At 65.1% G+C, this 26,534-nt stretch carries 23 protein-coding genes; 4 read left to right on the top strand and 19 right to left on the bottom strand.

All coding sequences use genetic code 11. The features are described from left to right. Nucleotides 1–19 precede the first annotated feature (19 nt). From AB1411_11645 to AB1411_11675, 7 genes are all read right to left on the bottom strand, one after another. Entirely contained in the window at nt 20–1,006 is a 987-nt protein-coding gene (locus AB1411_11645; protein MEW6544252.1) for an SDR family oxidoreductase, read from the bottom strand. Between the two features lie 29 nt (nt 1,007–1,035). After that, nucleotides 1,036–1,845 carry an SDR family NAD(P)-dependent oxidoreductase gene (locus AB1411_11650; protein ID MEW6544253.1) on the bottom strand — a complete coding sequence of 270 codons (810 nt, stop codon included), beginning with the start codon at nt 1,843–1,845 and terminating at the stop codon, nt 1,036–1,038. A gap of 20 nt (nt 1,846–1,865) precedes the next feature. Further along, nucleotides 1,866–2,429, bottom strand: coding sequence for a hypothetical protein (locus tag AB1411_11655; protein ID MEW6544254.1), 564 nt, complete (start codon nt 2,427–2,429; stop codon nt 1,866–1,868). A 43-nt stretch (nt 2,430–2,472) separates the two neighbouring features. Then, nucleotides 2,473–3,495, bottom strand: coding sequence for an NAD-dependent epimerase (locus AB1411_11660; GenBank protein ID MEW6544255.1), 1,023 nt, complete (start codon nt 3,493–3,495; stop codon nt 2,473–2,475). Between the two features lie 16 nt (nt 3,496–3,511). Continuing rightward, complete coding sequence (locus AB1411_11665) at nt 3,512–4,018, bottom strand: UpxY family transcription antiterminator (GenBank protein MEW6544256.1); 507 nt, start codon at nt 4,016–4,018, stop codon at nt 3,512–3,514. Nucleotides 4,019–4,752: 734 nt separating this feature from the next. Continuing rightward, entirely contained in the window at nt 4,753–6,393 is a 1,641-nt protein-coding gene (locus AB1411_11670) for a hypothetical protein (GenBank protein MEW6544257.1), read from the bottom strand. 5 nt (nt 6,394–6,398) lie between these two features. Beyond that, nucleotides 6,399–6,842: a VOC family protein gene (locus AB1411_11675; GenBank protein MEW6544258.1), complete on the bottom strand. Its 444-nt coding sequence runs from the start codon at nt 6,840–6,842 to the stop codon at nt 6,399–6,401. A 227-nt stretch (nt 6,843–7,069) separates the two neighbouring features. On the opposite strand from AB1411_11675, the gene AB1411_11680 reads away from it, so the two are divergent. Then, the gene (locus tag AB1411_11680; protein MEW6544259.1) at nt 7,070–7,903 is read left to right on the top strand and encodes a formylglycine-generating enzyme family protein; all 834 of its coding nucleotides are present in this window, start codon (nt 7,070–7,072) and stop codon (nt 7,901–7,903) included. A gap of 37 nt (nt 7,904–7,940) precedes the next feature. On the opposite strand, the gene AB1411_11685 is transcribed toward AB1411_11680, so the two are convergent. Genes AB1411_11685 through AB1411_11695 form a run of 3 tightly spaced genes read right to left on the bottom strand, consistent with a single transcriptional unit; the run spans nt 7,941 to nt 10,384 of the window. Then, nucleotides 7,941–9,791: a carbamoyltransferase gene (locus AB1411_11685; protein MEW6544260.1), complete on the bottom strand. Its 1,851-nt coding sequence runs from the start codon at nt 9,789–9,791 to the stop codon at nt 7,941–7,943. A gap of 9 nt (nt 9,792–9,800) precedes the next feature. Continuing rightward, nucleotides 9,801–9,953, bottom strand: coding sequence for a DUF5989 family protein (locus AB1411_11690; protein MEW6544261.1), 153 nt, complete (start codon nt 9,951–9,953; stop codon nt 9,801–9,803). 50 nt (nt 9,954–10,003) lie between these two features. Beyond that, complete coding sequence (locus tag AB1411_11695; protein ID MEW6544262.1) at nt 10,004–10,384, bottom strand: SxtJ family membrane protein; 381 nt, start codon at nt 10,382–10,384, stop codon at nt 10,004–10,006. Between the two features lie 218 nt (nt 10,385–10,602). Here AB1411_11695 and AB1411_11700 point away from each other — a divergent pair, with 218 nt between their 5' ends. Next, nucleotides 10,603–11,463 carry a uroporphyrinogen-III synthase gene (locus AB1411_11700; GenBank protein MEW6544263.1) on the top strand — a complete coding sequence of 287 codons (861 nt, stop codon included), beginning with the start codon at nt 10,603–10,605 and terminating at the stop codon, nt 11,461–11,463. 65 nt (nt 11,464–11,528) lie between these two features. On the opposite strand, the gene AB1411_11705 is transcribed toward AB1411_11700, so the two are convergent. Then, nucleotides 11,529–12,437 (bottom strand): SUMF1/EgtB/PvdO family nonheme iron enzyme, encoded by a 909-nt coding sequence (locus AB1411_11705; GenBank protein ID MEW6544264.1) that lies wholly within the window; start codon nt 12,435–12,437, stop codon nt 11,529–11,531. A 38-nt stretch (nt 12,438–12,475) separates the two neighbouring features. Continuing rightward, a complete protein-coding gene (locus AB1411_11710; protein ID MEW6544265.1) occupies nt 12,476–13,066 on the bottom strand; it encodes a hypothetical protein in 591 nt (196 codons plus the stop codon). A gap of 209 nt (nt 13,067–13,275) precedes the next feature. Here AB1411_11710 and AB1411_11715 point away from each other — a divergent pair, with 209 nt between their 5' ends. Further along, the gene (locus AB1411_11715; GenBank protein MEW6544266.1) at nt 13,276–13,425 is read left to right on the top strand and encodes a type II toxin-antitoxin system prevent-host-death family antitoxin; all 150 of its coding nucleotides are present in this window, start codon (nt 13,276–13,278) and stop codon (nt 13,423–13,425) included. Between the two features lie 323 nt (nt 13,426–13,748). Continuing rightward, nucleotides 13,749–14,783 carry an L-threonine 3-dehydrogenase gene (gene tdh / locus AB1411_11720; protein ID MEW6544267.1) on the top strand — a complete coding sequence of 345 codons (1,035 nt, stop codon included), beginning with the start codon at nt 13,749–13,751 and terminating at the stop codon, nt 14,781–14,783. Between the two features lie 78 nt (nt 14,784–14,861). Here tdh and AB1411_11725 read toward each other — a convergent pair whose 3' ends face one another. From AB1411_11725 to AB1411_11755, 7 genes are all read right to left on the bottom strand, one after another. Further along, nucleotides 14,862–17,885: an ATP-binding protein gene (locus tag AB1411_11725; protein MEW6544268.1), complete on the bottom strand. Its 3,024-nt coding sequence runs from the start codon at nt 17,883–17,885 to the stop codon at nt 14,862–14,864. Between the two features lie 428 nt (nt 17,886–18,313). After that, nucleotides 18,314–19,729, bottom strand: a complete 1,416-nt coding sequence (locus AB1411_11730) for an efflux transporter outer membrane subunit (GenBank protein MEW6544269.1) — start codon at nt 19,727–19,729, stop codon at nt 18,314–18,316. Between the two features lies 1 nt (nt 19,730). After that, nucleotides 19,731–22,910 carry a multidrug efflux RND transporter permease subunit gene (locus AB1411_11735; protein MEW6544270.1) on the bottom strand — a complete coding sequence of 1,060 codons (3,180 nt, stop codon included), beginning with the start codon at nt 22,908–22,910 and terminating at the stop codon, nt 19,731–19,733. Then, nucleotides 22,907–24,106: an efflux RND transporter periplasmic adaptor subunit gene (locus AB1411_11740; protein MEW6544271.1), complete on the bottom strand. Its 1,200-nt coding sequence runs from the start codon at nt 24,104–24,106 to the stop codon at nt 22,907–22,909. Before AB1411_11740 ends, AB1411_11735 begins: the two co-directional genes overlap by 4 nt. Then, on the bottom strand, nt 24,103–24,414 hold the full coding sequence (locus AB1411_11745) for a hypothetical protein (protein MEW6544272.1): 312 nt from the start codon (nt 24,412–24,414) through the stop codon (nt 24,103–24,105). The genes AB1411_11740 and AB1411_11745 overlap by 4 nt, the downstream gene beginning before the upstream one ends. Before the next feature lie 99 nt (nt 24,415–24,513). Then, complete coding sequence (locus AB1411_11750) at nt 24,514–25,428, bottom strand: NAD(P)H-binding protein (protein ID MEW6544273.1); 915 nt, start codon at nt 25,426–25,428, stop codon at nt 24,514–24,516. Between the two features lie 31 nt (nt 25,429–25,459). Continuing rightward, the gene (locus AB1411_11755; protein ID MEW6544274.1) at nt 25,460–26,503 is read right to left on the bottom strand and encodes an NAD(P)-dependent alcohol dehydrogenase; all 1,044 of its coding nucleotides are present in this window, start codon (nt 26,501–26,503) and stop codon (nt 25,460–25,462) included. Nucleotides 26,504–26,534: the final 31 nt, after the last annotated feature.

Genomic DNA, 26,534 nt, shown 5'->3' on the forward strand with positions numbered 1-26,534 from the left:
CTCCTTCAGCCTTGCCGAATCACTTCGACAGATACTCGAACCATTCTTTGGTCGCGCGCGAAATCAACTCCGGCGTCCAGACCGGGGCCTGTCTCCAGTCTTGGATGTAAGCCAACATCCGCCGCACGCCGTCCTCGAACGTGACCTCCGGCTTCCAGTCCAGTTGCCGGCGGATTCTCGTGGTGTCAGCGAACGTGCAGTCCGGCTCGCCCGGCCGCTTGGGCACGTGCACCACCGGTCCGCTGAGTAGCTCCACCAGTCGGTTGACGCTGTAGGTCCCGCCGGACCCCACGTTGAAGACGACCTGGCACACGTCGGACTCGGCCGCCGCGAGGAAGGCCCTCGCCACGTCGGTCACGTAGGTGAAGTCGCGGGTCTGGGTGCCGTCCCCCACGACTGTGAAGGGCCGCCCCGCGAGCTTCTGCGCGAGGAACACCCCGAAGACTGCTCCGTAGGTCCCGGAGGTCCGCGACCGCGGGCCGTACACGTTGAACAGCCGCAGCGACACGACCGGCAGCTTGTAGACCTGCCCCCAGTGCAGGGCGAGCTGCTCGCCCAGGTACTTGGTCAGGGCGTAGGGATACTGAGGCCGAACCTCCGCCGTTTCGGGCGTCGGCACTTCGTCGGGGATGCCGTAGCAGGAGGAGGAGGCGGTGTACAGGAACCGCTTGACTCCCGCGAGGCGGGCCGCCTCCACGACCGCCGCCGTCCCATCCACGTTGGCCTGGAAGTACTCCAAAGGCCGCTGGATCGAAGGCACGATGTCCGCAAGGGCCGCCAGGTGGAAGACCCAGTCTGCGCCGTCGAACAGCGGCCGGATCGCCTGCACGTCCGCCACGTTCACCTGATGAAAGGACCAGCCCGGCCGTCCCTGGAAGGTCGAGAGGTTCTCGCGCCGCCCAGTCGACAGGTTGTCGAGCACCGCCACTTCATGCCCGCGCGCCAGCAGTAACTCCACCAAGTGGCTGCCGATGAACCCCGCCCCGCCTGTGACGATCGCCTTCACGTTCCCCTTTCCCCCTTCGCCGCTCCGCCTCAATCGTGGCCGGCGGTCCCACCGGCGATCATCCGCGCGAGCAGCCGGTCCACGAAACTGGCGGCGACGAGATTCACTCCCAGGACGGCCCGCCGCCGAACCGGTTGCGCGATAACCTCGGCGCGTGGCCGGCGGATCACCCCGACGATGCGGGCCGCGACCGTCCGGACGTCCTCCACCGGCCCGACCAACCCGCGATGCCGCTCCGTGCGGCGACACGCCGCGTCGAAAAAGTCCGTCCGCGTCGCGCCCGGAAGGACGAGGCTCACATCGATGCCCGTGCCCAGAAGTTCGGTCCGGAGCGACTCCGTGAGGCCGACCACCGCGAACTTCGCGGCGCAATAGGCCCCGACGTAAGGTGATCCGCGTCGCCCGGCGGTCGAGGCCACATTGATGATGTGGCCGGCGCCCTGCCCCCGCATGACCGGCAGCGCCGCCTTGATCCCGTGGAAGGTCCCCCTGAGGTTGACCGCCAGCATGGCTTCAAGGTCCTCGATCGTGGTCTGTTCCACGGTCGCGAACAGCCCGGCACCCGCGTTGTTGACCAGGACATCGAGCCGACCGAACCGCTCCACGCAGCCACGGACGGCCGAGTCGAGCGTCTCCGGGCTCCCCACGTCCCCCGCGAAGATTTCGGCCGAGCCACCCGCCCCCCGGATCGCGTCAGCCACCTCACGCAACCGGCCCTCGCGGCGCGCTACGAGACCCAGCTTGGCTTCTTCGGCGCCCAGAAGCAGGGCCGTCTCCCGGCCGATCCCGCTCGATGCTCCGGTGATCAAGACCACCAGTCCATTGACGGCGCGTGCCACCGCCTCGCTTCCTGATTTTGCTAAAACGGCCAGGCAGCCAGCCTGGCTCTGGCCCACCGGACGAAGACCAGCGGGGCGAACCGCGGTCCCACTCCCAGGTAGGCGAGAGGGATCAGCATCAGCCGGCCAAGGACATACCACCAGCGCCGGTCGCGCAGCGGAGTCACGACCCAGGTGAATGACAGGGGCTCGCGACGGAGCAGACCGCGGACCTGCGCCAACTGCAGACGGTTGGACACGCACACCAACGTCCCGACCCCATTGGCTCTGGCATCTGCAGCAACGTTGCACGCCTCCTGCACAGTATCCAGTGACAACCTAGCTGCGGAAAGCTCGCCGGAGCACGTAATCGCCTCCGGAGCAACACCCTTCAAAACAAGCTTCCGCTTGAGAAGCTGCTCGACCGATTCCGGATACCGCGCGGAATTGCTCCCGTAGAGCCAGATGGGCGCACGGGATTGCAGATACAGTGCGACCGCCCGTTCCACGCGTTCGTCCGCTTCCGCCGTGTCCGGGTAATGGCACAGCAACCAAATGACCGACGGCGTGATCCGCGGCGACGGCACATCGCGAGGGAATCCCATGCCCATCTTCACCTTTCCCTCGGCATTACACCGCGTCTGCGTTTCAGGTCCCATAGTACGCTTTGTACCAATCGACGAACCGCTGCACGCCCACCTCGATCGGGGTTGCGGGCTTAAAGCCCACGGCGGCCGCAATGTCCTCGACTTCGGCGCATGTGGCGGGCACGTCGCCTGGCTGAAGCGGGAGCAGGCGCTTTTCTGCCTTTCTCCCGAGAGCTTTCTCCAAAATCTCGATGAACCGAAGCAGGTCAACGGGTTGGTGATTGCCAATGTTGTAGAGCCGATAGGGCGCGGCGCTGCTGCCCGGGTCGGGGCGCTCCCCGGACCAAGCCGGATCGGGTTCGGCGGGCTTGTCGAGCACGCGCACGACCCCTTCGACGATGTCGTCGATATATGTAAAGTCTCGCTGCATTTTCCCGTAATTAAACACCTCAATGGGTTCACCATTCAGTATGGCCCGAGTGAACCTGAACAGCGCCATATCGGGCCGACCCCAGGGTCCGTAGACCGTGAAGAACCGGAGCCCAGTAACCGGTAGCCTGTAGAGGTGGGCATAGGCATGGGCCATCAACTCGTTGGCCTTCTTGGTGGCGGCGTAGAGTGAGACGGGATGATCCACGTTGTCGTGCACGGAAAAGGGCATCTTAGTGTTTCCGCCGTAGACGGAACTGGAGGAGGCGAAGACGAGGTGCCGGACGCCGACCTGTCGGCAGCCCTCCAACACGTTCAGGAAACCGACGATGTTGCAGTCAATGTATGCGTGGGGATTCACAAGCGAGTAGCGAACGCCTGCCTGGGCCGCCATGTGCACTACTCGCTGGATAGGGTGCGTGGCGAAGAGCCGCTCCATTCCAGGCCGGTCCGTGAGATCGAGCTTAGTGAACTGAAACCCTGCGATCGAACTAAGTCGGGCTAGCCGCGCTTCCTTCAGCCGGACGTCATAGTAATCATTCATGTTGTCGAGCCCTAGGACTTGATCGCCGCGCTCGAGCAAGCGCCGTGCAACGTGGAAGCCGATGAAACCGGCTGCGCCTGTCACAAGGATGACGTGATTGGCCCGACCCATGAGAGTCCAGACAAGGTCAAGCGGGAACGACATCCACCGCGTCGATCTCAACAGCCGCGGCCTGTCTGATCAGATGGACTGAGATCACGAGACGACACCTCTTCTCCTTTCGGAGGAGAATCCCCCGCACTCCCTCCAAGGGGCCCCTGACGACCTGCACCGCCATCCCTTCTCGCAGATAAGGATGGGCATCATAGGGAAGCGTGCTCGCCATCAAGCTCATCAGTGCGTCGATTTCCTCGTTGGGAATCGGCTCAGGACGGTTGCCACTGCCAACGATGCTGACGACGCCGGGCGCCATCAAGACCCGGAGCCGATCCCGCCACGAAAACTGCGCAAAGCAATAGCCGGAAAAGAGCGGCACCTCTATTCGTTTTTTCCGGTCTCTCCACTGGCTCAATCGTATCAACGTCGGGAGTAGTGGCCGGATACCTTGACCGGCGAGCCGATCTCGAACCTGCTTTTCGTGGCGGGACTTTGTCCGAAGTGCGTACCACCGCGTGACATCTTCGAATTCGGGCACAGCTCCGCCCTCTCACTCACAGTGATAAAATTAGAAAAAGACGAAAAAACGATGACTCAGCTAGATTGCCAAGCTCGGCGCCGCGACCGAATCTCTTTAACTCGAACCGGGCTGCTCTTGGTCAAATTTCCGCTCTTTGGGCTCAAGTGCTGGCAACGACGTCCTTTCCGTTGCCCGGGCACGGCAAGGTCATTTGGGAGAAAGAGCACCGTGCCCAGTCGTAAAGACTTCCTCGCATGATACGACCAGACTACGATAAGGTTCTCAGCGATCATACTGACGAGTCGTCCCTTGAAGGAGTTACGGAATCTACCGGCGATGCACGTTGCGGCAGGACAGGGGGAAGGTCACTTCACAAAGATGCTCCATCACCGGGCAGAAAATCGCAGAGTCCTTTGGAGCAGCGATGTAGTCGAACCTCGACATTTTCGCAAGACCATTTCAGTGAGCAAGGGTTCGGACTGGTCAGGATACGGCTGCGCCGTCCTGTCCCCCTGTCGCAATCCTTACAGGACACCGCCACCGTCGTCCGAAAGCCCGTTTTTTCGCGCCAATATTTCTCATTTTTTTCAAGATAAGTCAAGACATTACGAGTGTCCACGTCCCGTGCATAATCCGCTATTCCAGACCTGGTTATTATCTGCAGATTTCAGCCTTGGTTGGCCCGAGGAGAAAACCCCTACGCAGCTTTTCCATCTCCTCTTTATCAACCGTCCGGGAAGGCCTCGCTTTCGTCAAGAACGTTTAAAAGGGCTCGCCGGCTTCAGAAACGGCGGGTCTCCGTGATCCAACCGATGGAGCTGGAGCGGGGCCAGGGCCTCTGCCTTGGAGACCACTTCAGTCCCGCCGTCGCCGGTCGACCGGAAGACATCGAGGGCCCGGCTGTAATGGTAGCCGCAACCGTGAGGGCCCAGTTTCGATTTCAACTCCTCCGGCCGCTCCCAGTGGGCGGTCAGGAGCGCCGTCCGCGCCGGATTGCGCTGGCTGAACATGAAGCTCAGATGGTCCGGGTACCAATCCGCTCCGCCGGTCGCATAGGAGACGAACAGGCGGGCCTGGGCTTTCGCCGCAAGCTCCGCCAGGTAGCCGTTCGTCAAATAGCCGTTCTCGCCCGGCTCCAACCACTTTCCCGGATGGGAGAGGCAGGCATGGGCGGCATAGGTCCGGATCTCCAGCAGTTGCTGCTGGGAAGCGAAGACCGTTGCAATCGGCCCATGTCGGTAGACCAACTCGTCAATCACCCCTTCCTTCACGACCGACTTGCCGGAATTGGTCGGGCCGCTGTCCGCGTGGACCAGTGTGTTGCGGCCACGATCGGCGATCAGGTAACAGTTGCGGGGCATCTCCAAGTCGCAGGGGTCCTCGCCGAAGAAGGGAACCGAAACGATGCCCCCGCCCTCGAACGGCCAGGTCTCCCCGTGCACCAGTTCGACGATTTGCGTGAACCCCAGCTCGCGCAGCAGCGACAGGTAGTCGTAGTAGAGGGCCCGACGGTTGCGGCGGCTCGGCACGATGACCGGGATGTCCTTGGGCATGTGCAGCAACGTCCGGGGATCCACGTGGTCGTCATGGTCGTGGGTGAGAAAGATCGCCGCGGGCCTCGGCAGGAGCAGGCCCCAGAGCGAGGGGACCGAAGACTCCGCGAACCAGGGGAGCAGCCAGGGGTCGAAGAGAAAGAACTGGTCCCGCTGCCGGTACAGCAGGGCGGCGTGTCCCAGGTGCACCACGTCTTGATCGCCTGTCTCAGCGAGCCAGTGACCCCGCACGGTCGAGCGGGCCGACGAGGCCAGACAGTCGTGCCGGTTCAGCGTCTCGAGCAAGGCAGTCACGTGCCGTTCCACGTCGCGGCCAGAAGCGGTCGCGACGGTCCGAATCTCCGGTACCTTGTGGGTCCCGTCCAAAAAGCCCAGGAACTTGCCGATCGCTGGCGCCATTGATGGTCGCTCGAACCGGATCGGGATCGCCTGTCGGGCCGCAGCGTTGAAGACGCGGAGCCCTGCAGAAGTGACGGTTGCGGACTTCGTCGGATCCTTCGGAAAATCCCAGTGAAAGGTTCCGTCCTCGGCCCGGCCGCAGCGGATGTGGGCCTTCAGGTGCGGACGCGAGGCGACCAGCTCGGCGTAAGCGTCTTCCAATCGAGAGCGGACGAGAGGATCATCCAGCGGAGCCCGTCGGGAAAACACGTCGCTGATGGCGGTCTCAACGGCGCTCAACAGAAGCTGGTGGGCTTCGTGTAGGCTGGCCACCACCGCAGGATCGACTCCTGCGACATAGGGAAAGGGGCCGGGCGGCTCCGCGCTCTCCAACTGGACCCAGGCCCACGGGACCAGGCCAACGTAGTGATCGGAACGGAGAGTTTCCCAGATCGTGCTCATGTGGTTCAGAACCGGGTGGTAGAGGCGGCCCGCCCTCCCTGATCCGACGCTGGCTCCGGCCGGCTGATGGTAGGTTCGTAGAGGATCTGGACGGTGTTTCCGTCAGGATCGGCCACGTAGCACGAGTAGCTGCCGTCCCGGTGGCGCTTCGGACGGTGGACGACGGGGATTCCCTCCCGCTCGACCCGCGCGAACAGCCGATCCACCGTCTCCGGACTGTCCACCACGAACCCCAAGTGGTCCAGCGCCTGCCGGCTCGGCTCCCGGTCGCCGGCCCATTCGCCTGGCGGAACCTGGTGCAGGGCCAGGTTGTCCCGTCCCGTGCTGAGGTAGAGGTTCTCGGGATCCGGCTGCCAAACCACCCGCATGCCGAAGAGCCCCTCGTAGAACGAGTGGGACTGCTGCAAGTCCCTCACGCGCAAGGCCACATGCCACAATCCGCGAATCATCGGCGCTTCCTCAAAGAAGCCCTCGCCCTTTGACCATTCGGCCGCAGCAGACTCCGGCTATACTAGGGCCGCCCCTCGCCCCCGTCAACCCCGAAACTTGGCCAAGTGTCTGATCTGTCCAAGGGGTTGGACAGGCCACGAGTCCGGTCCATCCTGGGATTTGGGTCAGACACTATGGTACTATCCGAATCTTCCCGGTCGTTCACAGAAAGATCGAGGCTGATACCATGAACTGTTTGCACCGAACCGGCTCTTCCCTGCTCAGTCTGCTTCTGCTCGTCGCGGCTCCCCTCGCCGCCACGGCGGCATCCCTTCCCCAAGTCATCGCCGGACGCGACGGCGCCCCCATGGTGCTGGTTCCAGCCGGGCCGTTCCAAATGGGCGTCCCGGCAGGAGATCGTGACGGCGGCCGCGACGAATACCCTCGCCACGAGGTCGTCCTGGACAACTTCTACATTGACAAGTTCGAGGTCACCAACGGCCGCTACCTGGAATTCGTGCGGGCCACCGGCCACCGGGCTCCACAGCACCCGAAGGATCCGAGCCGGAACCTCTGGCAGGGCAACCGGATGCCCGAGTCGGTCGCGGACCGGCCGGTCATCAACGTGGACTGGCACGACGCGGACGCCTACTGCCGGTGGGCCGGGAAACGGCTGCCGACGGAGGCCGAGTGGGAGAAGGCGGCGCGGGGATCGGACGGCCGACGGTTCCCGTGGGGGAACGTGGAGCCGACCCACAAGCACCTCAACTACAACCAACGCTGGATCGGTGAGAAGACGCTGATGCCGGTCGGCAGCTACGAGGCGGGGAAAAGCCCTTACGGGGCCTACGACATGGCCGGGAACGTCTGGGAATGGGTTGCCGACTGGTACGATCCGCTCTACTACGAGAAGAGCCCGGCCAAGGATCCGAAAGGGCCGGAAACCGGCACCCACAAGGTGATCCGGAGCTCAGGCTGGCAGGTCGAGACCCCGATGGTCCGCATCTTCACCCGGGTCAAGAGCGATCCTCTGGACCGGAACGACTCCACCGGCTTCCGCTGCACGAAGGACGCTCCGTAAGCGAGCGCCCGATACGGCGCGCAGTCCCGCCCCCGCCCTAATCCAGTTGAAACTCTTTTCGCCAATCCGCCTCTTCGGTCAACGGGGGCTGCGCGTCTTTCCTGAGGAGGCAATTCCCGAACACGAGGACATCCATCTCGGTCCGCATGAAGCACCGGTAGGCGTCCTGCGGGCTGCACACGATCGGCTCCCCGCGCACGTTGAACGAAGTGTTGACGAGCACGCCGCAGCCGGTCTTCGCTTCGAACGCGCACAGGAGGGCGTGGAACCGCGGATTGGTCACGCGGGAGACCGTCTGAATCCTGGCCGAATAGTCCACGTGGGTGACGGCCGGGATATCGGACCGCGGCCGGTTCAGCCGCTGGATGCCGAAGAGTCGCCGGTCCTCCTCTGAAAGCGGCAACCGGCGGGCCTCCCGGACCGGCGCGACCAGCAGCATGTACGGGGAGGGTTCCGCCAGGTCGAAATAGTCCGAGACCCGCTCCTCCAGGACCGCCGGCGCGAAGGGCCTGAACGACTCCCGGTATTTGATTTTCAGGTTCATCATGGACTGCATCTTGGGGGAACGGGCGTCCCCGAGGATGGACCGGTTGCCCAGCGCGCGGGGCCCGAACTCCATTCGCCCCTGGCACCAGCCCACGACCGCCTCGTTGGCCAGCAGATCGGCCACCGTCTCGAACAGCTCGGCATCGGCGAGTTTCTCGAATGGATAGCCATGCTTTCTCAGGAAGGCTTCGACCTCTTCGTCGGAAAAGGCGGGTCCCAGGTAGGAGCCGTCCATGCCGTCGGGCTGCTCCGGATCGAGCCGGCGCGTGCCGCCGGCATGGACGTGATAAGCGGCCAGCGCCGCCCCGATGGCGCCGCCCGCATCGCCCGCCGCCGGTTGGATCCAGAGCCGCTCGAAGACCCGCTCGCGGAGCACCAGCCCGTTGGCCACGCAGTTCAGCGCCACGCCTCCGGCCATGCAGAGGCGCCTCATGCCCGTTTGCCGGCGCACGTGGCGCGCGATCCGCAGCACCGCCAGCTCGGTGACGTCCTGGATGGATCGGGCCAAGTCCATCTCTCGCTGGGTCAGGGCGGACTCCGGCTGTCGCGGCTCCCCTCCGAACAGCCGGTGGAACCGTTCGTTGGTCATGCGCAGGCCGGTGCAGTAGTCGAAGAAGTCCAGGTTTAGGCGGAACGAGCCGTCTTCTTTCAGGTCGATCAGATGAGTCAGAATCAGGTCCACATACTTCGGCTCCCCGTAGGGCGCCAGCCCCATGACCTTGTATTCGCCGGAATTGACTTTGAAGCCGGTGTAATAGGTGAAGGCGGAATAGAGGAGCCCGAGCGAATGGGGAAACGTGATGTCCGCCTGGAGGGTCAGGGAGGCCTGTCTTCCGACCCCGAAGCTCGTCGTCGCCCACTCCCCCACCCCGTCCATCGTCAGCACCGCGGCTTCCTCGAAAGGCGAGGGGTAGAAGGCGGAGGCGGCATGGGAGAAGTGATGCTCCGGGAATAGGAACGGCTTCTCCCAGGCTTCGCACCCGAGCTCGACGGCGACCGCCTCCAGTTCCTGCCGGAGCAGCTTCTCCAGAAAGAGCTTCTCCTTGAGCCAGACCGGCATGGCGGCCACGAACGACCGCCACCCTCTGGGAGCAAAGGAGAGGTAGGTCTCCAGGAGCCGTTCGAACTTCAGCAGCGGCTTGTCGTAGAAGGCCACCCGGTCCAGGTCCGCCAGCGTGATCCCCGCCTCACGCAGACAGTAGGCCACAGCGTGGTGCGGGAACCGCGCATCGTGCTTCCTGCGCGTGAACCGCTCTTCCTGCGCCGCCGCGACGATCCGCCCGTCCGCCACGAGCGCAGCGGCTGCGTCATGGTAGTAGGCGGAAACCCCCAGGACTCGCACGACGTACTCCTAAAACAGGGTGTAAATGAACGGAGCCACGGCCGAGCCCTCAGTCAGGACCAGCAGCGCACCGAACAGGAGCAGGACCATGATGATCGGCAAGAGCCAAAACTTCTTCCGCTCGCGCATGAACGCCCACAGTTCCTTCAGAAACGATCCCACACGCCCCTCCTCTTACCTTTCACCCATCACGCGTCACCTGTCACCGTTTCTCAGAACTGCCGCTCCATTCGCTCCGACGCAAAGTCACCCTCATGACGCCGGCGCCAGTAGGACCCGTGGCCCCCTTTCGCGGAGATCGGAATCGGCTGTCGTCCCATCAGCCGCAAGAGGAGCCCCATCGGCACGACTACGATCGCAAAGACCAGGGTCATCAGGATGCGGGCGTTGATGCGCCCCAGGGTCGCGGCAAGTTTCATCCACCAGGTTCGCACCGGGCCGAGCCAGGTTGGAGCCAGCAATGCCGTCGCCAGGAAGCCCAGCCCGATCCCGGCCAGCCACCAGGATGCTGCGCCATTCCAGACGTACCTGATGGCGGCGAGCACGCCCAGGGCGCCGGCCATGACGAATCCGAAGGTCCGATCGTGTGACATCGTGGAACCTGATTGATCGCGGACAGTCATAGGAGATCCTTGGCGAAACGCGGACTCTGCTCCCAGAGAAAATGAGTCCATAGCCTAGTCTATCGGAGTCGCGCCGATCAAGAAGAAACGTGGTTAGATCTCTCGACGTAACAGCCGGACGTCGTCCTGTGCTAAGCTGCTTCTGCGCAGGTGACGCACCGCTTGCCAACACCCAGAAACCACATTCCATGCTCGCCCGTGAACTCCAGGGCTTCGCCGGCCTAAAGGTTGCCGCCTTCGAGAGCCGGATGGCGGACGAGATGGCCCGCCTGATCGCCCGCTATGGAGGCGAACCGCTGGTCGCGCCTTCCATGCGCGAGGTCCCGCTGGCGGAGAACCCCGAAGCCCTGGCCTTCGGCGAGCAGCTCCTGGCGGGCGGATTCGACCTGGTCCTCCTGTTGACCGGCGTGGGGACCCGCACGCTGGTCGAAGTGCTCCGGACCCGCTACCCGTTGGAAGCCGTCAAAGCGGCGCTGGGGCGGACCACGCTCGTGGCCCGAGGGCCCAAGCCGGCTGCCGCCCTCAGAGATCTCGGCCTGACGCCGCAGGTTACAGTGCCGGAGCCGAACACCTGGCGCGACATTCTCCAGGCCCTGAACGTGAGCGTGGCCGGCAAGAAGATCGCCGTGCAGGAATACGGGGTCACGAACGCCGACCTGCTCGAGGCCCTGCGCGCCTGCGGCGGCGCGCAGGTGACGGCCGTGCCGGTTTATCGCTGGGCCCTGCCGGAGGACCTGGCTCCGCTCAGAGGGGCGTTGCAGGCTATCCTGTCCGGACGGGTCGACGTACTCCTGGTCACGAACGCCGTCCAGGTGGATCACGCGCTGCAGGTGCTGAGGCAAGAGGGCCAGGAGGAGCGGTTTCGTCAGCAGTTGGGCCGGATGGTCGTGGCTTCGATCGGCCCGACGGCCAGCGAGCGACTGCGGAGCCACGGGCTGCCGGTGGACCTGGAGCCCTCCCACCCCAAGATGGGCCTCCTGGTCAAGGAGACCAGCGAGCGGGCGCAAGGCCTGCTTCGCAGGAAACGCGGAACGATGAGTGATGAATGATGAACGGGGAAAAGCCGGCCTCTTAATTCATCGTTCGTCATTCTGACTTCTGCATTCCAGACCGCTCATCGTTCTGCACTCTTCGTTGCGTCACGGGCGCAACGGAAGCCCAGCCAGTTCATCTTCGTGGTCGGGTCCGTCCCGTTCCGCTGCGCGGCGCGGACGGTGGGGGTGCTGTCGATCCATCCGCCGCCCCTGAAGGCCTTCTGAGTCCCCTTCTCCGGCCCTTTGGGATTCCGGTCCGGCGCGCTCCTGTAGTACTCGGCGTCGTACCAGTCCGCTACCCACTCGGCGACGTTTCCCGCCAGTTGATAGATCCCGTAGGGACTCACCGCGTTTTCGTACTTGTCCACGGAGATGATCGGAGGATAGAGGAGGAGCCGCTCCGGCCGGTCGCGGACCGGGCCGGACAGACCGGTGCGGCCGAAATTGGCTCGGGTCAGGCCCGCCATCTGGTTGCCCCAGGGGTAGATGCGCCCGTCCTCCCCCCGCGCGGCCTTTTCCCACTCGGCCTCCGTGGGCAGCCGTTTTCCCGCCCACCGGCAGTAGGCGTCAGCGTCGTACCAGGACACGTGCATCACCGGATGGCTGGCCATGGACTCCTGGAAATTGCCGCCGTCGTACCGCCAGTCGAGGAGTGGGTTCCGCCCGGTCGCCAACACGAATCGCAGGAACTGCACGGTCGTGACTTCGTACTTGTCGATGTGATAGGCATCCAGATACACGCGCCGCTGGGGAAACTCCGCCGGGTAGGCATTCCGGTCCGCCTGCTTGTTGCTCCCCATCAGGAACCAGCCGGCCGGCACCGTGACCATCTCGTCCCTGGCCGGCAGCTTGGCCCGCTCCTCGGCCAGCCGCTTCCCTTCCGCGGTCCACTCGACGATGATGTCCGCCACGTCCGCGGCTCGCCCCACACCGGCCAAGCCGATCCCCCCCAGCGCAAGAGCGATGACGCCGTTCCTGAGCAAATCCACAACTCCTCCGTATCTATACAATCAGAACAATCGGACACTTACTGATGCGACAGCCCCTGGTTCTTCGGCTCCGCCTTGCCGCCCCGATCGAATTCCTCCAGCGGCTGGAAGTTGACCGGGAGCTGGAACATCGAATCGGAGACCGGGCGCAGCCTCACGTGCCGGTATTCCACCGTCCAGCTTCCGTCCTTCCTGGCCAGCTTCAGCGGGAACCGGATGTCGGTGGCCAGCCATTGATAATAGATCACCTCCCGATCCCCTTTCCGTACCGTCACCTGATAGAGCGTGGTCGGGTGCCCGTCCAGCGTCTCGGTTCCGATCTCCTCCCGCGCCACCTCGCCCTCCAGCCGCTCGCTGACCTTGGGCGCCTGCTCCGGGTCATAGGGCACGGTCTTGAAGTGCTTCATCCGGGAGAGCAGCAGCCACATGACCTGCTTGTCCTTCCGGACGATCGTCACGTTCACCGGGCCCAGGTCCTGGTGCTCCAGCCGCCACCGGTCGTCCCGATAGTAGATGTTGGCCTTGCGGCTGTGTCCGTTGAATCTGGTGATCTGGTCCGCCGTGAATTCCAGCGCCCAGACGGTTTCGATCCCGCAAAGGCCCAGCACTGCGGCCAAGAGAAGCGTCACACGTGATTGCATGGTCAGAGTGTACCACAAGAGCATACCGACTTCGGCGGCTTCGGGGGCAAGATCGCGTGTCTTCGGGACTGCGCCTCTCCACCCACGTTCCATGCACTCCATACTTCCAAATACTTCCAAGAAAGCCGCACCGCGCACATTGACAATGGCGAGCATCTGACCATACTGGTCATATCTCATTGACTGTGGAGTCTGCCATGAAAAGCGCGACGGTCTCTAAACTGAAAGCCACCTTGAGCGAGCATCTCGCCAAGGTCAAAGCTGGCGGGGAAGTCCTCGTGACCGAGCGGGGGAAACCCATCGCCAAGATCGTAGCGAGCCACGAACCAATCGCCTCAAGAAGCTGACCGAGGGAGATACCGCCTCGGTTGTCTGGTGGGCAACGCTCGTCGAATGCGGCGCGGCGCTTGCCCGTCTGAGGCGCGAAGCCGTCCTCACAAGGGCTGAAGAAGACAACGCCCGATACTTCGTGAGGCTGCTGCTCGTTGATATGGCCCGAGATCGAACCGAGCAGGGAGGTCCGAGAGCAGGCTGAGCGGGTGGAGCAGAAGCACCCGCCCAGCAGGAAACTGCCCGCAGCAAGTCGCGAGCAGCGATTGGCTATTTTCAAAGCTGCATGGCGACTTCTCCGTGACTATGCGATAATCGCCTCGTGGCAAAGCTTCACGCCATGAGAGCCCTCGTCAAGACCGCCCCGGAGCCGGGACTGACGTTGCAGGACGCGCCGGTTCCGAGACCGGCCCCCGGCGAAGCGCTCGTGAAAGTCGCGGCCACCTCGCTCTGCGGAACGGACGCGCACATTTACAACTGGGACGAGTGGGCCAGGGGCCGCATCCGGCCGCCCCGGATCATCGGCCACGAGATGTGCGGGGAGGTCGTGGAACTCGGCCCGGGCGTCACGTCCGTGTCGGTGGGGGACTACGTGGCCGCCGAGTCGCACTTCACTTGCGGCCTCTGCTTCCAGTGCCGGACCGGCCAGGCTCACGTTTGCCGAAACTATCAGATCCTGGGCATTGACGTGGACGGGTCCTACGCGGAATACGTCGCCCTGCCCGAGCGGGTCCTGTGGAAGACCTCCAGAGACATTCCTCCGGAGCTGGCCTGCGTGCAGGAGCCGCTGGGCAACGCGGTCTACGCCGCCCTGGTCGAGGATCTCACCGGACATTCGGTGCTGATCAGCGGCTGCGGCCCCACGGGATTGTTCGCCGCCGCCGTGGCGCGGGTGGCCGGCGCCGCCACGATCGTGGCCACGGACATCAGCGACTACCGGCTGGGGCTCGCGAAGCAGCTCGGGGTGGACCACACGCTGAACGCCCGGACGGACCAGCCCGACGCGCTGACGGCGGCGATCCAGGACGTGACCGGGGGCGAAGGGGTGGATTGTGCGCTGGAAATGTCCGGCGATCCCGGAGCCCTCCACCAAGCCTTCCGCTCCGTCAAGAACGGCGGGCGCGTGACGCTCTTCGGCATTCCCACCGGTCCGGTCTGCTTCGACCTGCCGAACGAGATCATCTTCAAGGGGATCCGGGTCTACGGCGTCACCGGGCGCCGGCTGTTCGAGACCTGGTACCGGCTGGCGGGGCTGTTCAAGGCCGGGCTGGACATCAGGCCCGTCGTCACCCACCGGCTGCCGCTCGCGGACTTCACCCGAGGATTCGAGCTGATCAAGTCAGGCCAGTGCGGCAAGGTCGTGCTGATCCCCTAGCAGGCCCGAGGCGAGAGGCTTGGGGCTAGGGGCGGGCTCCCTCTAACTTCTTAACCTCGCGCCCCGTGTCCCGCGCCTCTAGCCTTGGTCGAGCACCTCGCGCACTTTCCTCGTCAGCGAATCGGGTGAGAAGGGCTTGGGCAGGAAGGCGGTCCCCTCGTCCAGGACCCCCTGGTGCACGATCGCATTGTCCGTGTAGCCGGACATGTACAGGACCTTGAGGCCTGGACGCCGTGCGAGCAGTTGTTCGGCCAGGGCCCGTCCGCTCATCTTGGGCATCACGACGTCCGTCACCAACAGATGGATCGTGTCGCCGTATCGGTCGCTGAGCGCGAGCGCTTCCGCTCCATGGCAGGCGGCCAGCACCAGGAAGCCGGCCGATTCCAAGGCCTCGCGCGCCAACTGCCGCACGGCTTCCTCGTCCTCCACCAGCAGGATCGTCTCGGTGCCTCTCGCCGGCTGTGGAGCCGGGGGCTGCTCCAGCGTGGGTGCCTCCAGGATATCCACCACGCGGGGGAAGTAGATCTTGAACGTCGTGCCCCGCCCCGGCTCGCTGTACACCCAGATCGTGCCCCCGCTCTGCTTGACGATCCCGTACACGGTGGCGAGGCCGAGCCCCGTTCCCTTGCCCCGCTCCTTGGTCGTGAAGAAGGGCTCGAAGATGCGCTCCTTGGTTTGGGCGTCCATCCCATGGCCGGTGTCGGTTACGGCCAGCATTACGTAGAGGCCCGGCTGCACGGGAAGGTGCCGGCGCGCATAGTCGTCGTCGAGCTGGACGTTGGCCGTTTCGACCGTCAAGGTGCCGCCGTCGGGCATGGCGTCGCGGGCGTTGACGGCCAGGTTCATGATGATCTGCTCGACCTGGCTGGGATCGGCCTTGACCTGCCCCAGGTCCGGCCCGAACGCCGTCACGAAGTTGATGTGCTCCCCGATCAACCGGCGGAGCATGGCGTCCATGGTGGCCACGACGTCGTTGAGGTTCAGCACCCGGACCTCCAGCATCTGCCGGCGGCTGAAAGCCAGGAGTTGCCGCGTGAGCCCGGCGGCCCGCTCGCTGGCGTCCTTGATCTCCTGGGGATAACGGCGCAGGGATTCGTGGCCGCCCAGGCGGCGCAAGAGCAGGTCGCTGTACCCGTGGATGATCGTCAGGAAATTGTTGAAGTCGTGCGCCACGCCGCCGGCCAGCCGTCCGACCGCGTCCAGCTTCTGCGCATGGAGGGCCTGCTCTTCGGCCTGCTTCCGCTGCAGGAACTGGCCGATCTGCCGGCCGATGGCTTCCATCATCGCCAGGAGATCCTCATCCGGCGCCCGGACGTCCCGGCTGAAGAACTCCAGGACGCCCAGGATCTCCTTCCCGACCAGGATCGGGAACCCGAAGGCCGCATGGAGGCCGGCCGACGCCGCGGCGGCGGCACGGGGAAAGTTGGAGTCCTGCAACACGTCCATGATCCAGGCCGGAGCCGCGGTCGCCCAGACGCGGCCCGGGAGTCCGATCCCCGGGGAAAACGCGGTGGCTCGGCTCGCCGCCTCAAAGGGTTCCGAGGCGAATCCGTGAGCGGCCCAGAGATGGGCGCACCGCAGGAGATTGGCCCGGCTGTCCACCCGCCAAATGGCGCCCAGGTCCCATTCGAGGGTGTTGCAGACCGATGCCAGGATGTTCGGCCCGGCCATCTCCAGCGTGTCGGCCAGCGAAAGTTCCCGCGTCACCGCATGCTCCGCGCGCAGCCGCCGTTCCGCCCGCTTGCGGTCCGCGATGTCCCGGAACACCAGGACGACGCCGGTCAGCCGGCCGGCCGCGTCGCGCACCGGAGCCCCGCTGTCGTCAATCGGCCGTTCGGTCCCGTTCCGGGCGATCAGAACGGTGTGGTTCGCCAACCCGACCACGACGCCTTCACGCAGCACCTTCGCCACCGGGCTCTCGACGGGCCGGCGCGTCTCCTCGTTCACGATCACGAAGACGGACTCCAGGCCGTGTCCCCTGGCTTCCTCCTTCGTCCAGCCGGTGAGCGTCTCCGCGACGGGGTTCATGAAGGCGACGCGCCCCCGTTCGTCGGTGACGATGACCGCATCCCCGATGCTCGTCAGGATGGCCGTCAGCCGATTGCCCCGCTCCTCGGCGGTGCTCCACTCGGTCCGCAGGCGTCCGGTCATCCAGAACAGGAGGCCCAGCATCGGCACCCACACGATCGCCCCGGCCAGCCCCAGCTTCCACAGGACGGAGCGGATCGGGGCCAGCACGTCGCGTTGATCCATCCGCACGAGGACGCCCCAGTGCAAACCGGGGAAGTCTCCGTAGCCCTCCGTCCGGGCGTAGCCGGTGACGACGGGCACGCGGCGGCGGAGATGTTCTTCCTCGACATAGCCCGGCCCGTCCTCGGCGCTCAACCGCGCCGAGGGGAGCCCGAGCTGCTGCAGATTGACCTTCCCCTCCTCGCGGAGCAGCGAATCGGCGATCACCGTGCCGTCGTGCCGCAGGAACTGCCACTCGATCGTGCCGCCGCCCGTCTGGCGCTCGAACGAATCAACGACTCGCGCGAAGGCGTCCTCCAGCTCGGCCAATCCGATCCTGGCCGTGATCACCCCCAGAAATGCCCCTCGTTCGTCCAGGACCGGGGCAGAAAACCCGACCCCTTGACGCCCGTCCGTCTGGTCGAACGACTGCACGTCCTGGACGTGCACCGCTCTCGCATCGCGCGCGGCCAGGAACCAGGGCTCCCGACCGCGGTCGTCCCCGACGTCGGTTGGATTGGTCGCGGCGATGATCCGGCCCGAAGCATCGGTCACGCCGAGCCAGCGGTACACGAGGTAATGTTCCTTCATCCGGTCGAGATGACGGCGCAAGACCGCCGGATCATGGATGTACGGGACGAACGCGGCGGCGGCGACCTGAATATCCCCGTAGCGCTCGTAGAGGGTGTGGTCCAACTGGTCGGCGATGTCGCCGGCCATGAGCGCCAGGCTCTCGCCGGCCGTCGCGACCAGGCGCCGCTCGATCGAGTAGAGGGCGAGGGCGCCGATGGCCAGCGCCAGCACCGTCATCAGGGTGATGAGCAGCGGCAGCCGATGATAGGTCAATCGTTCCTCAAGACGACGCAAAGCCATCACGCATTCCTGGCTCAGATCCGTCCGTGGAAGCGCGAGCCTCACGAAGGCGGGCCACCCGCGCACCGTTCCATCGCGTGCGCTCCGGATCCGGGTGAGCCCATACCCGGAACATCCATGGTGCCGGGGACATCGGTCAAGCCCGAACGGTCAGGGCCAACGTCGCAGTGAACGGTGAAGGAACGAGGAATCCCGCAAAAAAAATGGCGCCTTGACAGCCCCGCTACGGACCGAAAGGACGCCGTTGTCCTCGATCGTTTGTGCGCCGCGCGTTGAGGTGGAGACGCCTTTGTCCGTTCCCTCAACGCTCCATGGCGGCTCGCTTATAACCCTGCCATCGGACCCTGTCAAGCGGGAATACGTACGGCAGACCGCCTTGGGCGACGAACGGGGAAGATCGTGCTTCAACGGACAACAAGGAAGACGGATCAGCCGCTCACGGGAATCGCCGGCTTCCCCTCTTCCTTGACCGCGGGCCAGCCTCCGCCGAGCGCCTTGTAGAGCTGGACGATGGACACCAGGTGGAGCCGGTGGGTCCCCGTGAGGGCCAGCTCCGCATCGAAGAGATTCCGCTGGGCGATGAGCACGTCCAGATAGTTGGCGAGCCCGCCTTTGTAGCGGAGGTTGGCCAGGTGCAGGGCCGAGCGCAAGGACGCCACCTGCTCCGCCTGCGCCTCGCGCTGCTCGCGGGTCGTGCGGACCGCCACCAGCGCGTCCTCCACTTCCTTAAAGGCCACGAGGATCGTCTGCTCGTACTGGGCCAGCGCCTGCCTGGCCTGCGCCTCGGCGGCCCTCTGCTGGAATCCCAGGATTTGGGCGTTGAAAATCGGCCCGGTGAGCGAGGGGCCTGCCACCCCGAAATCGCCGTTGCGCGAGAACAGCTTCGAGAGCGACGGATCGGCGACGCCCAGGATCCCGGTCAGGGACAGTTTGGGAAAGCGATCCGCCTTGGCCATCCCGATCCGCGCCGTGGCCGCGCCGAGCTCTTGTTCCGCCTGCACGATGTCCGGGCGTCGCTGGAGCAGCTCCGACGGCAGGCCGGGCGGCACCTGGGGCGGCATCACCTGCTCGGTGAGCGACCGGCCCCGGGGAATCTGGGCGGGGTTCCTGCCCAGCAGCACGCTGAGCTGGTTTTCCTTCTGGACCATCTGCCGCTCCAATTCGGCCGCGCGGGCTGCAGCGTTGGCCCGCTCCGCCTCGAACTGGTCCGCGTCCAGCTTGGCGATCAACCCCTGCCGGAGCCGCGCCTGCGCGATCCGCACCGACTCGTCCCAGGCCTTCAGCGTGCGCCTGGCGATGTCCAACTGCATGTCGAACTGGCGGAGATCGAAATAGGCCTGCGCCACGCTGCTCACGAGCTCTAGGATGACGGCGCGCCGGGCCTCCTCCTTGCCCAGCAGGTCGGCGCGTCCGGCCTCGTTGGCGCGGCGGATGCGGCCCCAGATATCGAGTTCCCAGGAGAGATTTCCCTGCAGGTAGTAGTTGAACGGGTTGGGGAATCCCGGAAACAGGAACAGGGTGTTCCGGCCGAACGAGGGGGCGTTGACGATCCCGCTCAACTGCGGGGCGAAGTCGGTCCGGGCGATGAAGAGCTTGGCCTCGAACTCTTCGATCGTGGCGGTGGCGCGCTTCAGGTCCTTGTTCTCCTCCAGCGCGATGCGGATCAGCTTTTGCAGCTCTTCGTCGCGGAGCAGTTCCCACCAGGGCAGATTGGCGATGGACGCCCCCTCGGCCTGCGCCATGCGGAAGGACCCGTGCGGCGGCACGTCCGGACGGGTATAGTCGGGCCCCACCGCGCAAGAGAGGAGCAGCGTCGACAGGATCGCAAGAGCCAGGCTGCGCATGTCAGTCTCCCCCTTCACGTTCGGAACGGACCGGCTCCGGGCTCGGCGGCGCGGCCACGGGGCCGTCTCCCCGCCGGGACAGTTTCCGGATCAGCACGAAGAAGAGCGGCACGAAGAAAATCGCCAGGAACGTGGCCGCGAGCATGCCGCCGAACACGCCGGTGCCGATGGATTGCCGGCTGGCCGCCCCGGCGCCGGTCGCGACGACCAGCGGGACCACGCCCATGATGAAGGCCATCGAGGTCATGATGATCGGCCGGAAGCGGAGCCGGGCGGCCTCGATCGCCGCCTCCGCCGCCGGCATGCCGGCCGCGTGGCGCTTGTTGGCGAAATCCACGATCAGGATGGCGTTCTTGGCGGCGAGGCCGATGAGGGTGACCAGCCCGATCTGGAAGTAGATGTCGTTGGTCATGCCCCTGAGCCAGACGGCGCTCAACGCGCCGAAGACGCCGAACGGCACGGCCAGGATCACCGCGAGCGGGACCGACCAGCTTTCATACTGGGCGGCCAGCACCAGGAACACCATCACCAGTCCGAAGGCGAAGGCCACCACCGACTCCTTCCCGGCCTTGCGCTCCTGGTAGGAAATGCCGCTCCAGTCGATCCCGTAGCCTTGGGGAACCAGCACCTCCTGCGCGAGCCGAGCCAGGGCCTCGAGCGCCTGGCCGGAGCTGGTGCCGGGCGCCGCGGCTCCCAGGACCAGGGCCGTGTTGAATCCGTTGAAGTGCGTGACGGGATCGGGCCCGCTGGTATATTCGGTCGTGACCACCGTATCCAGCGGAATCATGGACGGCCCCCGCCCGTCCAGGCCGCCCGCGGCGCGCACGTAGATCTTGGAGATGTCGCCGGGATCCGATCGGTACTGCGGCTCCGCCTCGGTCTGCACGCGGTAAACGCGGCCGAATTTGATGAAATCGTTGACGTACAGGTTGCCGAAATAGGCCTGGAGGGTGTCGAAGACCTCCGAGATCGGAACCCCCAGCGCCTTGGCCCGCTCCCGGTTCACGTTCGCGTAGAGGCGCGGGGCGCTCACCCGAAAACCGGTGCCGATCGCGCCGATGGCCGGGTCCTGTCTGGCCTTGGCGACGAACTCCTGCACGACCGCCGCGAACTTCTTGAAGTCCCCGCCGCTGGGATCCTGCAATTGTACGGAGAAGCCTCCCGTGGCCCCGAGCCCGCGGATGGACGGGGCGTTGAAGGCCAGGATCAGCGCCTCCGGGATCTTGGCGAATTCCTGGTAGGCCGCGCCGATCAGGGCCTGCACGTGTTCGTGCGGACCCTTGCGTTCGTCCCAGTGGTGCAAGGGGAGAAACATCGTGGCGCCGTTCGGCCCCCTGGTGTTGAAGACGAAGTTGAGGCCGGACATCGCGTCCGTCGAATGGATCGCCGGGACCGAGAGGAAATACCGCTCCACCTTCTCGAGGACGACGTCGGTCCGCTGCTTGGACGCCCCGTCCGGAAGCTGCACGATCGTGATGAAATACCCTTGGTCTTCGTCCGGCAGGAAGCTCGGCGGGATCACCCTGAACAGGCCGACCGACAGGGCCACGAGGGTCCCGAAGACAGCCAGGGCCAGCGCTGCCCGTCCGAGGACGATTTCTACGGCTCTCTCGTAGGAATTCCGCGTCCAATCGAAGAACTTGTTGAAGAGGCCGAACGCTCCCTTGTGCTCGCCATGGCCCGGCTTGAGAACCAGCGAGCACAAGGCCGGGCTGAGCGTGAGCGCGACGAAGCCCGAGATGATCACGGCCATGGCGATGGTCATCGCGAACTGCTTGTAGAGCTGGCCGGTGATGCCTCCGAGGAAACCCACGGGCACGAACACGGAGCAGAGCACGAGCACGATCGCGATCACCGGCGCCGCCACTTCGCCCAGGGCCTTCTTGGCAGCCTCCTTGGGCAGGAGCCCGTTCGCCATGTGGCGCTCGACGTTCTCCACGACCACGATCGCGTCGTCCACCACGATCCCGATGGAGAGCACCATCCCGAACAGAGTGAGCGTATTGATGGAGTAGCCGAGGGCCGACATGCCGGCAAAGGTGCCGATCAGGGAGACCGGCACCGCGACGCCCGGGATCAGCGTGGCCCGCCAGCTCTGCAGGAAGAGGTACACGACCAGGATGACCACGACCATGGCCTCCCCCAGCGTCTTGACCACTTCCTGGATGGAAACCTCGATGAACCGGGTCGTGTCGTAGGGCACGTCGTAGGACACGCCGGGGGGAAAGCTCTTGGCCAGCTCTTTCATCTCCTGCCGGACCCGCTTCACGGTGTCCAGGGCGTTGGCGCCCGGAGACAGGAAGGTCAAGAGAAACACGTTGGGCTTGCCGTTCCACCGTCCTTCGAGAGTGTACGATTGCGCGCCCAGCTCGACCCGCGCCACGTCCTTCAGGCGGATCATCGAGCCGTTCGGGAGGGCCCGGACGATCATTTCCTCGAAGTCCTTCACCTCCTCCAGACGCCCGCGCGTGATGACCGGGATGGTGAGCTCGGTCCCCTTGGGGGCCGGCTCCCGCCCGACCGTGCCGGCGGGGAAGTCCCGGTTCTGCTCGCGCACGACGGTCGCGATGTCGGTCGGCGTCAGGCTCAGCTGGGCCATCCGGACGGGGTCCAGGATCAGCCGCATGCTGTAGTTCTGCTGCCCGAACACGTAGGCGTCCCCCACGCCGGGCAGCCGCTTGATGTCGTCCACGATGCGGAGGATGGCGTAGTTGGACAGGAAGACCGTGTCGTGCGTGGGATCGCTGGAGCTCAGGGCCACCACCGCGAGCAGATCCGGCGACACCTTCTTGACGGTGATGCCCTGGCGTATCACCTCCGGAGGAAGCTGCGGCTCCGCCAGCTTCTGGCGGTTCTGCGTCTGGACCTGGGCGATGTCCACGTTCGTCCCGATCTCGAACGTGAGCTGGATGGTCATGTGGCCGTCGTTGGTGCTGGTGGAGCTGTAATACAGGAGATTGTCGATGCCGGGGAGCTGCACCTCGATGGGGCGCGCCACCGCATCCGCGACGACTTCCGCGCTCGCCCCCGGATAGTCGGCCTCGATCTGGACGACCGGAGGGGTAATCTCCGGAAACTGGGCGATGGGCAGGGACTGCAGGGCCACCAGCCCTACCAGGACGATGACGACGGACAGGACCGACGCGAAGATCGGCCGGTCGATGAAAAAGACAGGATTCATGCGCCCGCCTTCGTCTTGGCCTCCGGCCCCTTGCTTCCGGGGGACGGAGCCGGCTCGTTGAACGGCACCGGTTTGACGGGAACTCCGGGCATGATCCGGTGAACGCCTTCCACGACGATCCGCTCTCCGGCCTGAAGCCCCCCCTCGATGAGCCACCGATCCCCGTGCCAGGAAGCCGCCTGGACGTCCCGGACCTCCACCTTGTCGCCCGGCCCGACCACGAAGACGACCGGGCCCTTGGGCCCCTGCTGCACCGCCCGCTGCGGCACCAGGATCGCGCCGGTTCGCACGGCTCCCAGGAAGCGCACCTTGACGAACTGTCCGGGCATCAGAGCCCGCTCGGGATTGGGGAACACGACCCGCACGTCCAGGGTCCCCGTCACGGTGCTCAGCCCCACGTCCAGCAGATCCAACACCCCCTCGTGCGGATAGGTGCTGCCGTCCGCGAACGTGATGACGCCCTTCAGCTCGTAAACCCCCGCGCCCTGCACCTTTTTCTCCGCGCGCTCCCTGCGCCGCTTGAGAATGAGGTTCTCCGGCGCGCTGACGATCACGTACATGGGATCCACCTGGTGGATCACGGTGAGCAGATCGGTTTGCGCGGAAACGAGGCGCCCCTCATAGACCCGGGTCCGCTCGATGAGCCCGTCGATGGGCGCGACGATCAGCGTATTGCTCAAGTCGAACTGGGCCTTGACCAGGTCCGCTCTCGCCGCTTCCAACGCAGCCTTGGCGGCGAGATCCTCCGCAACCGCGTCGTCCACGTCTTTCTGGCTCACGGCCTGCTCCGCCAGGAGCGGCTTGACCCGAGCCAAGTTTTGCTTCGCCTGGACCACCCGCGCCTCCGCCTGGGCGATCTTGGCCTTGGCATTGGCCACCGCCGCCTGGAACGGGACCGGGTCGATTCGGTACAGCCGGTTGCCCTTCTTGACGTCCCGCCCCTCGGTGAAGTACCGCTCCTTGATAATGCCCGTCACCTGCGAGCGAATCTCGACCGGACGGGAGGACTCGGTCTGCCCGATCAGCTCCGGCTCGTCGGGCACCGTCTGGGTCGTTACGGTCAGAACCGCGACCTCCGGGAGCGGGCGAGCGGGAGTGGAGGCCGCCTCCTGCTTGCATCCCGCCAGCCAGGCTCCCGCCGCGCAGACGAGCAGCAATCGAAACGCCCGACCGAGAGAAGTCATCGTCTGGTTCATAAGGCATCCTTCCGACGTGAACGAGAGGAGCCGGCGGAACCGGCCTTCGTGATGTCTTCCACGATGCACCGGGTCAGGCACCCGGCGGCGTGAATCTCTGCGCCCTGCTGCCACATCTTGGCCAGGAGCGCCTTGCCTTCACGATCAATGAAGGTCACTCCCGCCAGATCCACCATGAGGCGGCTTCGCTCCCGCTCGGCGACGGCCCGCCAGCACCGGTCCAGTTCCTCCACCCAGGGGCCGGCCAGCCGGCCTTCGATCTCCAGCCTCGTGGCCCCCGCCTCTTGGCGCGTCGTGATTTTCAGCATCCCGTTGCGTCCCCTAAGCCTACCGTCACGGCAGCCGCCATTGCACCAGGCGGCACCCGACGAAGGTCCTGCAAGTTCATCACCCTGAACGCTTCCGGCTCATGTCCGCGTCGCCGCCCGATATGCGGCAGCGAACACCTCCGCGAACTGTTCGATGGCGGTCGTCCCCAGATGGTCCCGCGTCATCGGTCGCTCCGGCTGAACCAACCCTTCATTGAAGCTCCGCGTCATTTCCAAAAACAATCCCACCACGTCCGGTTTCATGCCGGCTGCCAGCATCGCCTTTTCCGCTTCCCCGTAGGGAAACTGGACGTATTGCAAGTCCGGCTTCCCGATCGCCCGGCCCAGCACGCTCGTCGCCTCTTGCATCGTCACCGGTCTAGGACCGGCGAACTCAAAGGCCTCGCGGCCCCGGAACCGCAACTCGGCCAGGAATTCCGCCGCCTTGGCCCCGATGTCTCTCGTGGCCACCATGGGAATCGGCAGGTCGGCCCTGAACGCAGAGCCGTTGACGCCCAGGGACCGAATGGTGGGAATGGACCCGAGCAGATTTTCCATGAAGTAGGTGGGACGCAAGTGGATCACCTGGAGGTCCTCGATCCCGTCCAGGCGGCCCTCCTGCTTCGTCAAGCCGCGGATGGGGCCCGTGCGCTCGTGGAGATGCGCGCCCAAGCTGCTGAGGTTCACGACAGAGCGGACTCTTGCCCGCTGGAGGGCCTGCGCAATGGCGGATCCGACCCGATCCTGGAAGGCCAAGTGGTCGCCGGTGGAGTAATCCGGGGGGATCATGGCAAAGACGGCGTCCACGCCCGTGAATGCCTCGGCCAGAGCCTCCACATCGTCAAACGCGCCGACGTGGGGGACGGCCCCTTGGGCCGCCAAGTTCTTCAGACGGTCGGCGCTGCGCCCGAGCACCCGCACCCGATGGCCCGCCGCGAGGAGCCGCTCGGCGACCACTTGGCCGATGTGGCCCGAGGCTCCCATGATCGCGTAGGTTCGGCTTCCACTGGTCATTGGAACTCTCCTTTCTCTGTTGCCTGTTCCATCACAGCGTTTTCATGTCTATGACGAAGCGATAGCGCACGTCTCCCCTGATCGTCCGTTCATACGCCTCGTTGACCTGCTGCATGGGGATCACCTCGACGTCCGCCGCGATGTTCTTTTCCGCGCAGTAATCGAGCATCTCCTGCGTCTCGCGAATGCCGCCGATGACCGAGCCGGCCAGTCTTCTTCTCTTGAGGATAAGGGAGAACGCCTGGACGGCGACCGGTTTAGCCGGTGCCCCCACCAGCACCAGCACCCCGTCCCTGTGCAACAGCTTCAGGTACGCATTGAGATCATGGGGTGCGGAGACTGCGTCGAGGATGAAATCAAACCGATTGGCGAGGGCGTCGAAGTGCTTCGGGTCCAGCGACACGACAAAGTCGTGGGCGCCTAGGCGGCGCGCATCCGGCTCTTTCGTTTTGGACGTGCTGAGGACTGTGACCTCGGCGCCCATGGAGGCGGCCAGCTTGACCGCCATGTGGCCCAAGCCGCCCAATCCGACCACCCCGACTCGCTGGCCCGGACCGACGTTGAAATGCCGGAGCGGCGAGTAGGTGGTGATCCCGGCGCAGAGCAGCGGGGCGACGTTCGCCAGCGGAAGTTTCGGGAAAATCTTGAGCGTGTAGTTCTCGTCCACGACGATGTGCGACGAGTAGCCGCCGTACGTCGGCGTCTTCTCGTCCTTCTCGGTGCCGTTGTACGTCCAGGCGAGATGACCTTCGCAGTATTGCTCCAAGCCCGCCCGGCAGCTCGCGCACGCTCGGCAGGAGTCCACGAAGCAGCCCACGCCGGCCAGCTCGCCGACTGTGAGTCGCGTCACCGCGGATCCGATGCGCGTCACGCGTCCGACGATTTCATGTCCGGGGACCATGGGGAACATCGCGCCGCCCCACTCGTCCCGGGCCTGATGGATGTCGGAGTGACAGATGCCGCAGTACAGGATTTCGATGAGCACGTCGTGCGGGCCAGGGTCGCGCCGCTCAAAGGTGAACGGTTCGAGAATAGAAGCCGGACCTTGGGTCGCGTATCCACGTGTCGGTAACATGTCTCGCCTCCGCCTAGTCAGTCACAACGCG

Source organism: Nitrospirota bacterium (genome assembly GCA_040757595.1).
Classification (GTDB): Bacteria; Nitrospirota; Nitrospiria; order Nitrospirales; family Nitrospiraceae; genus JBFLWP01.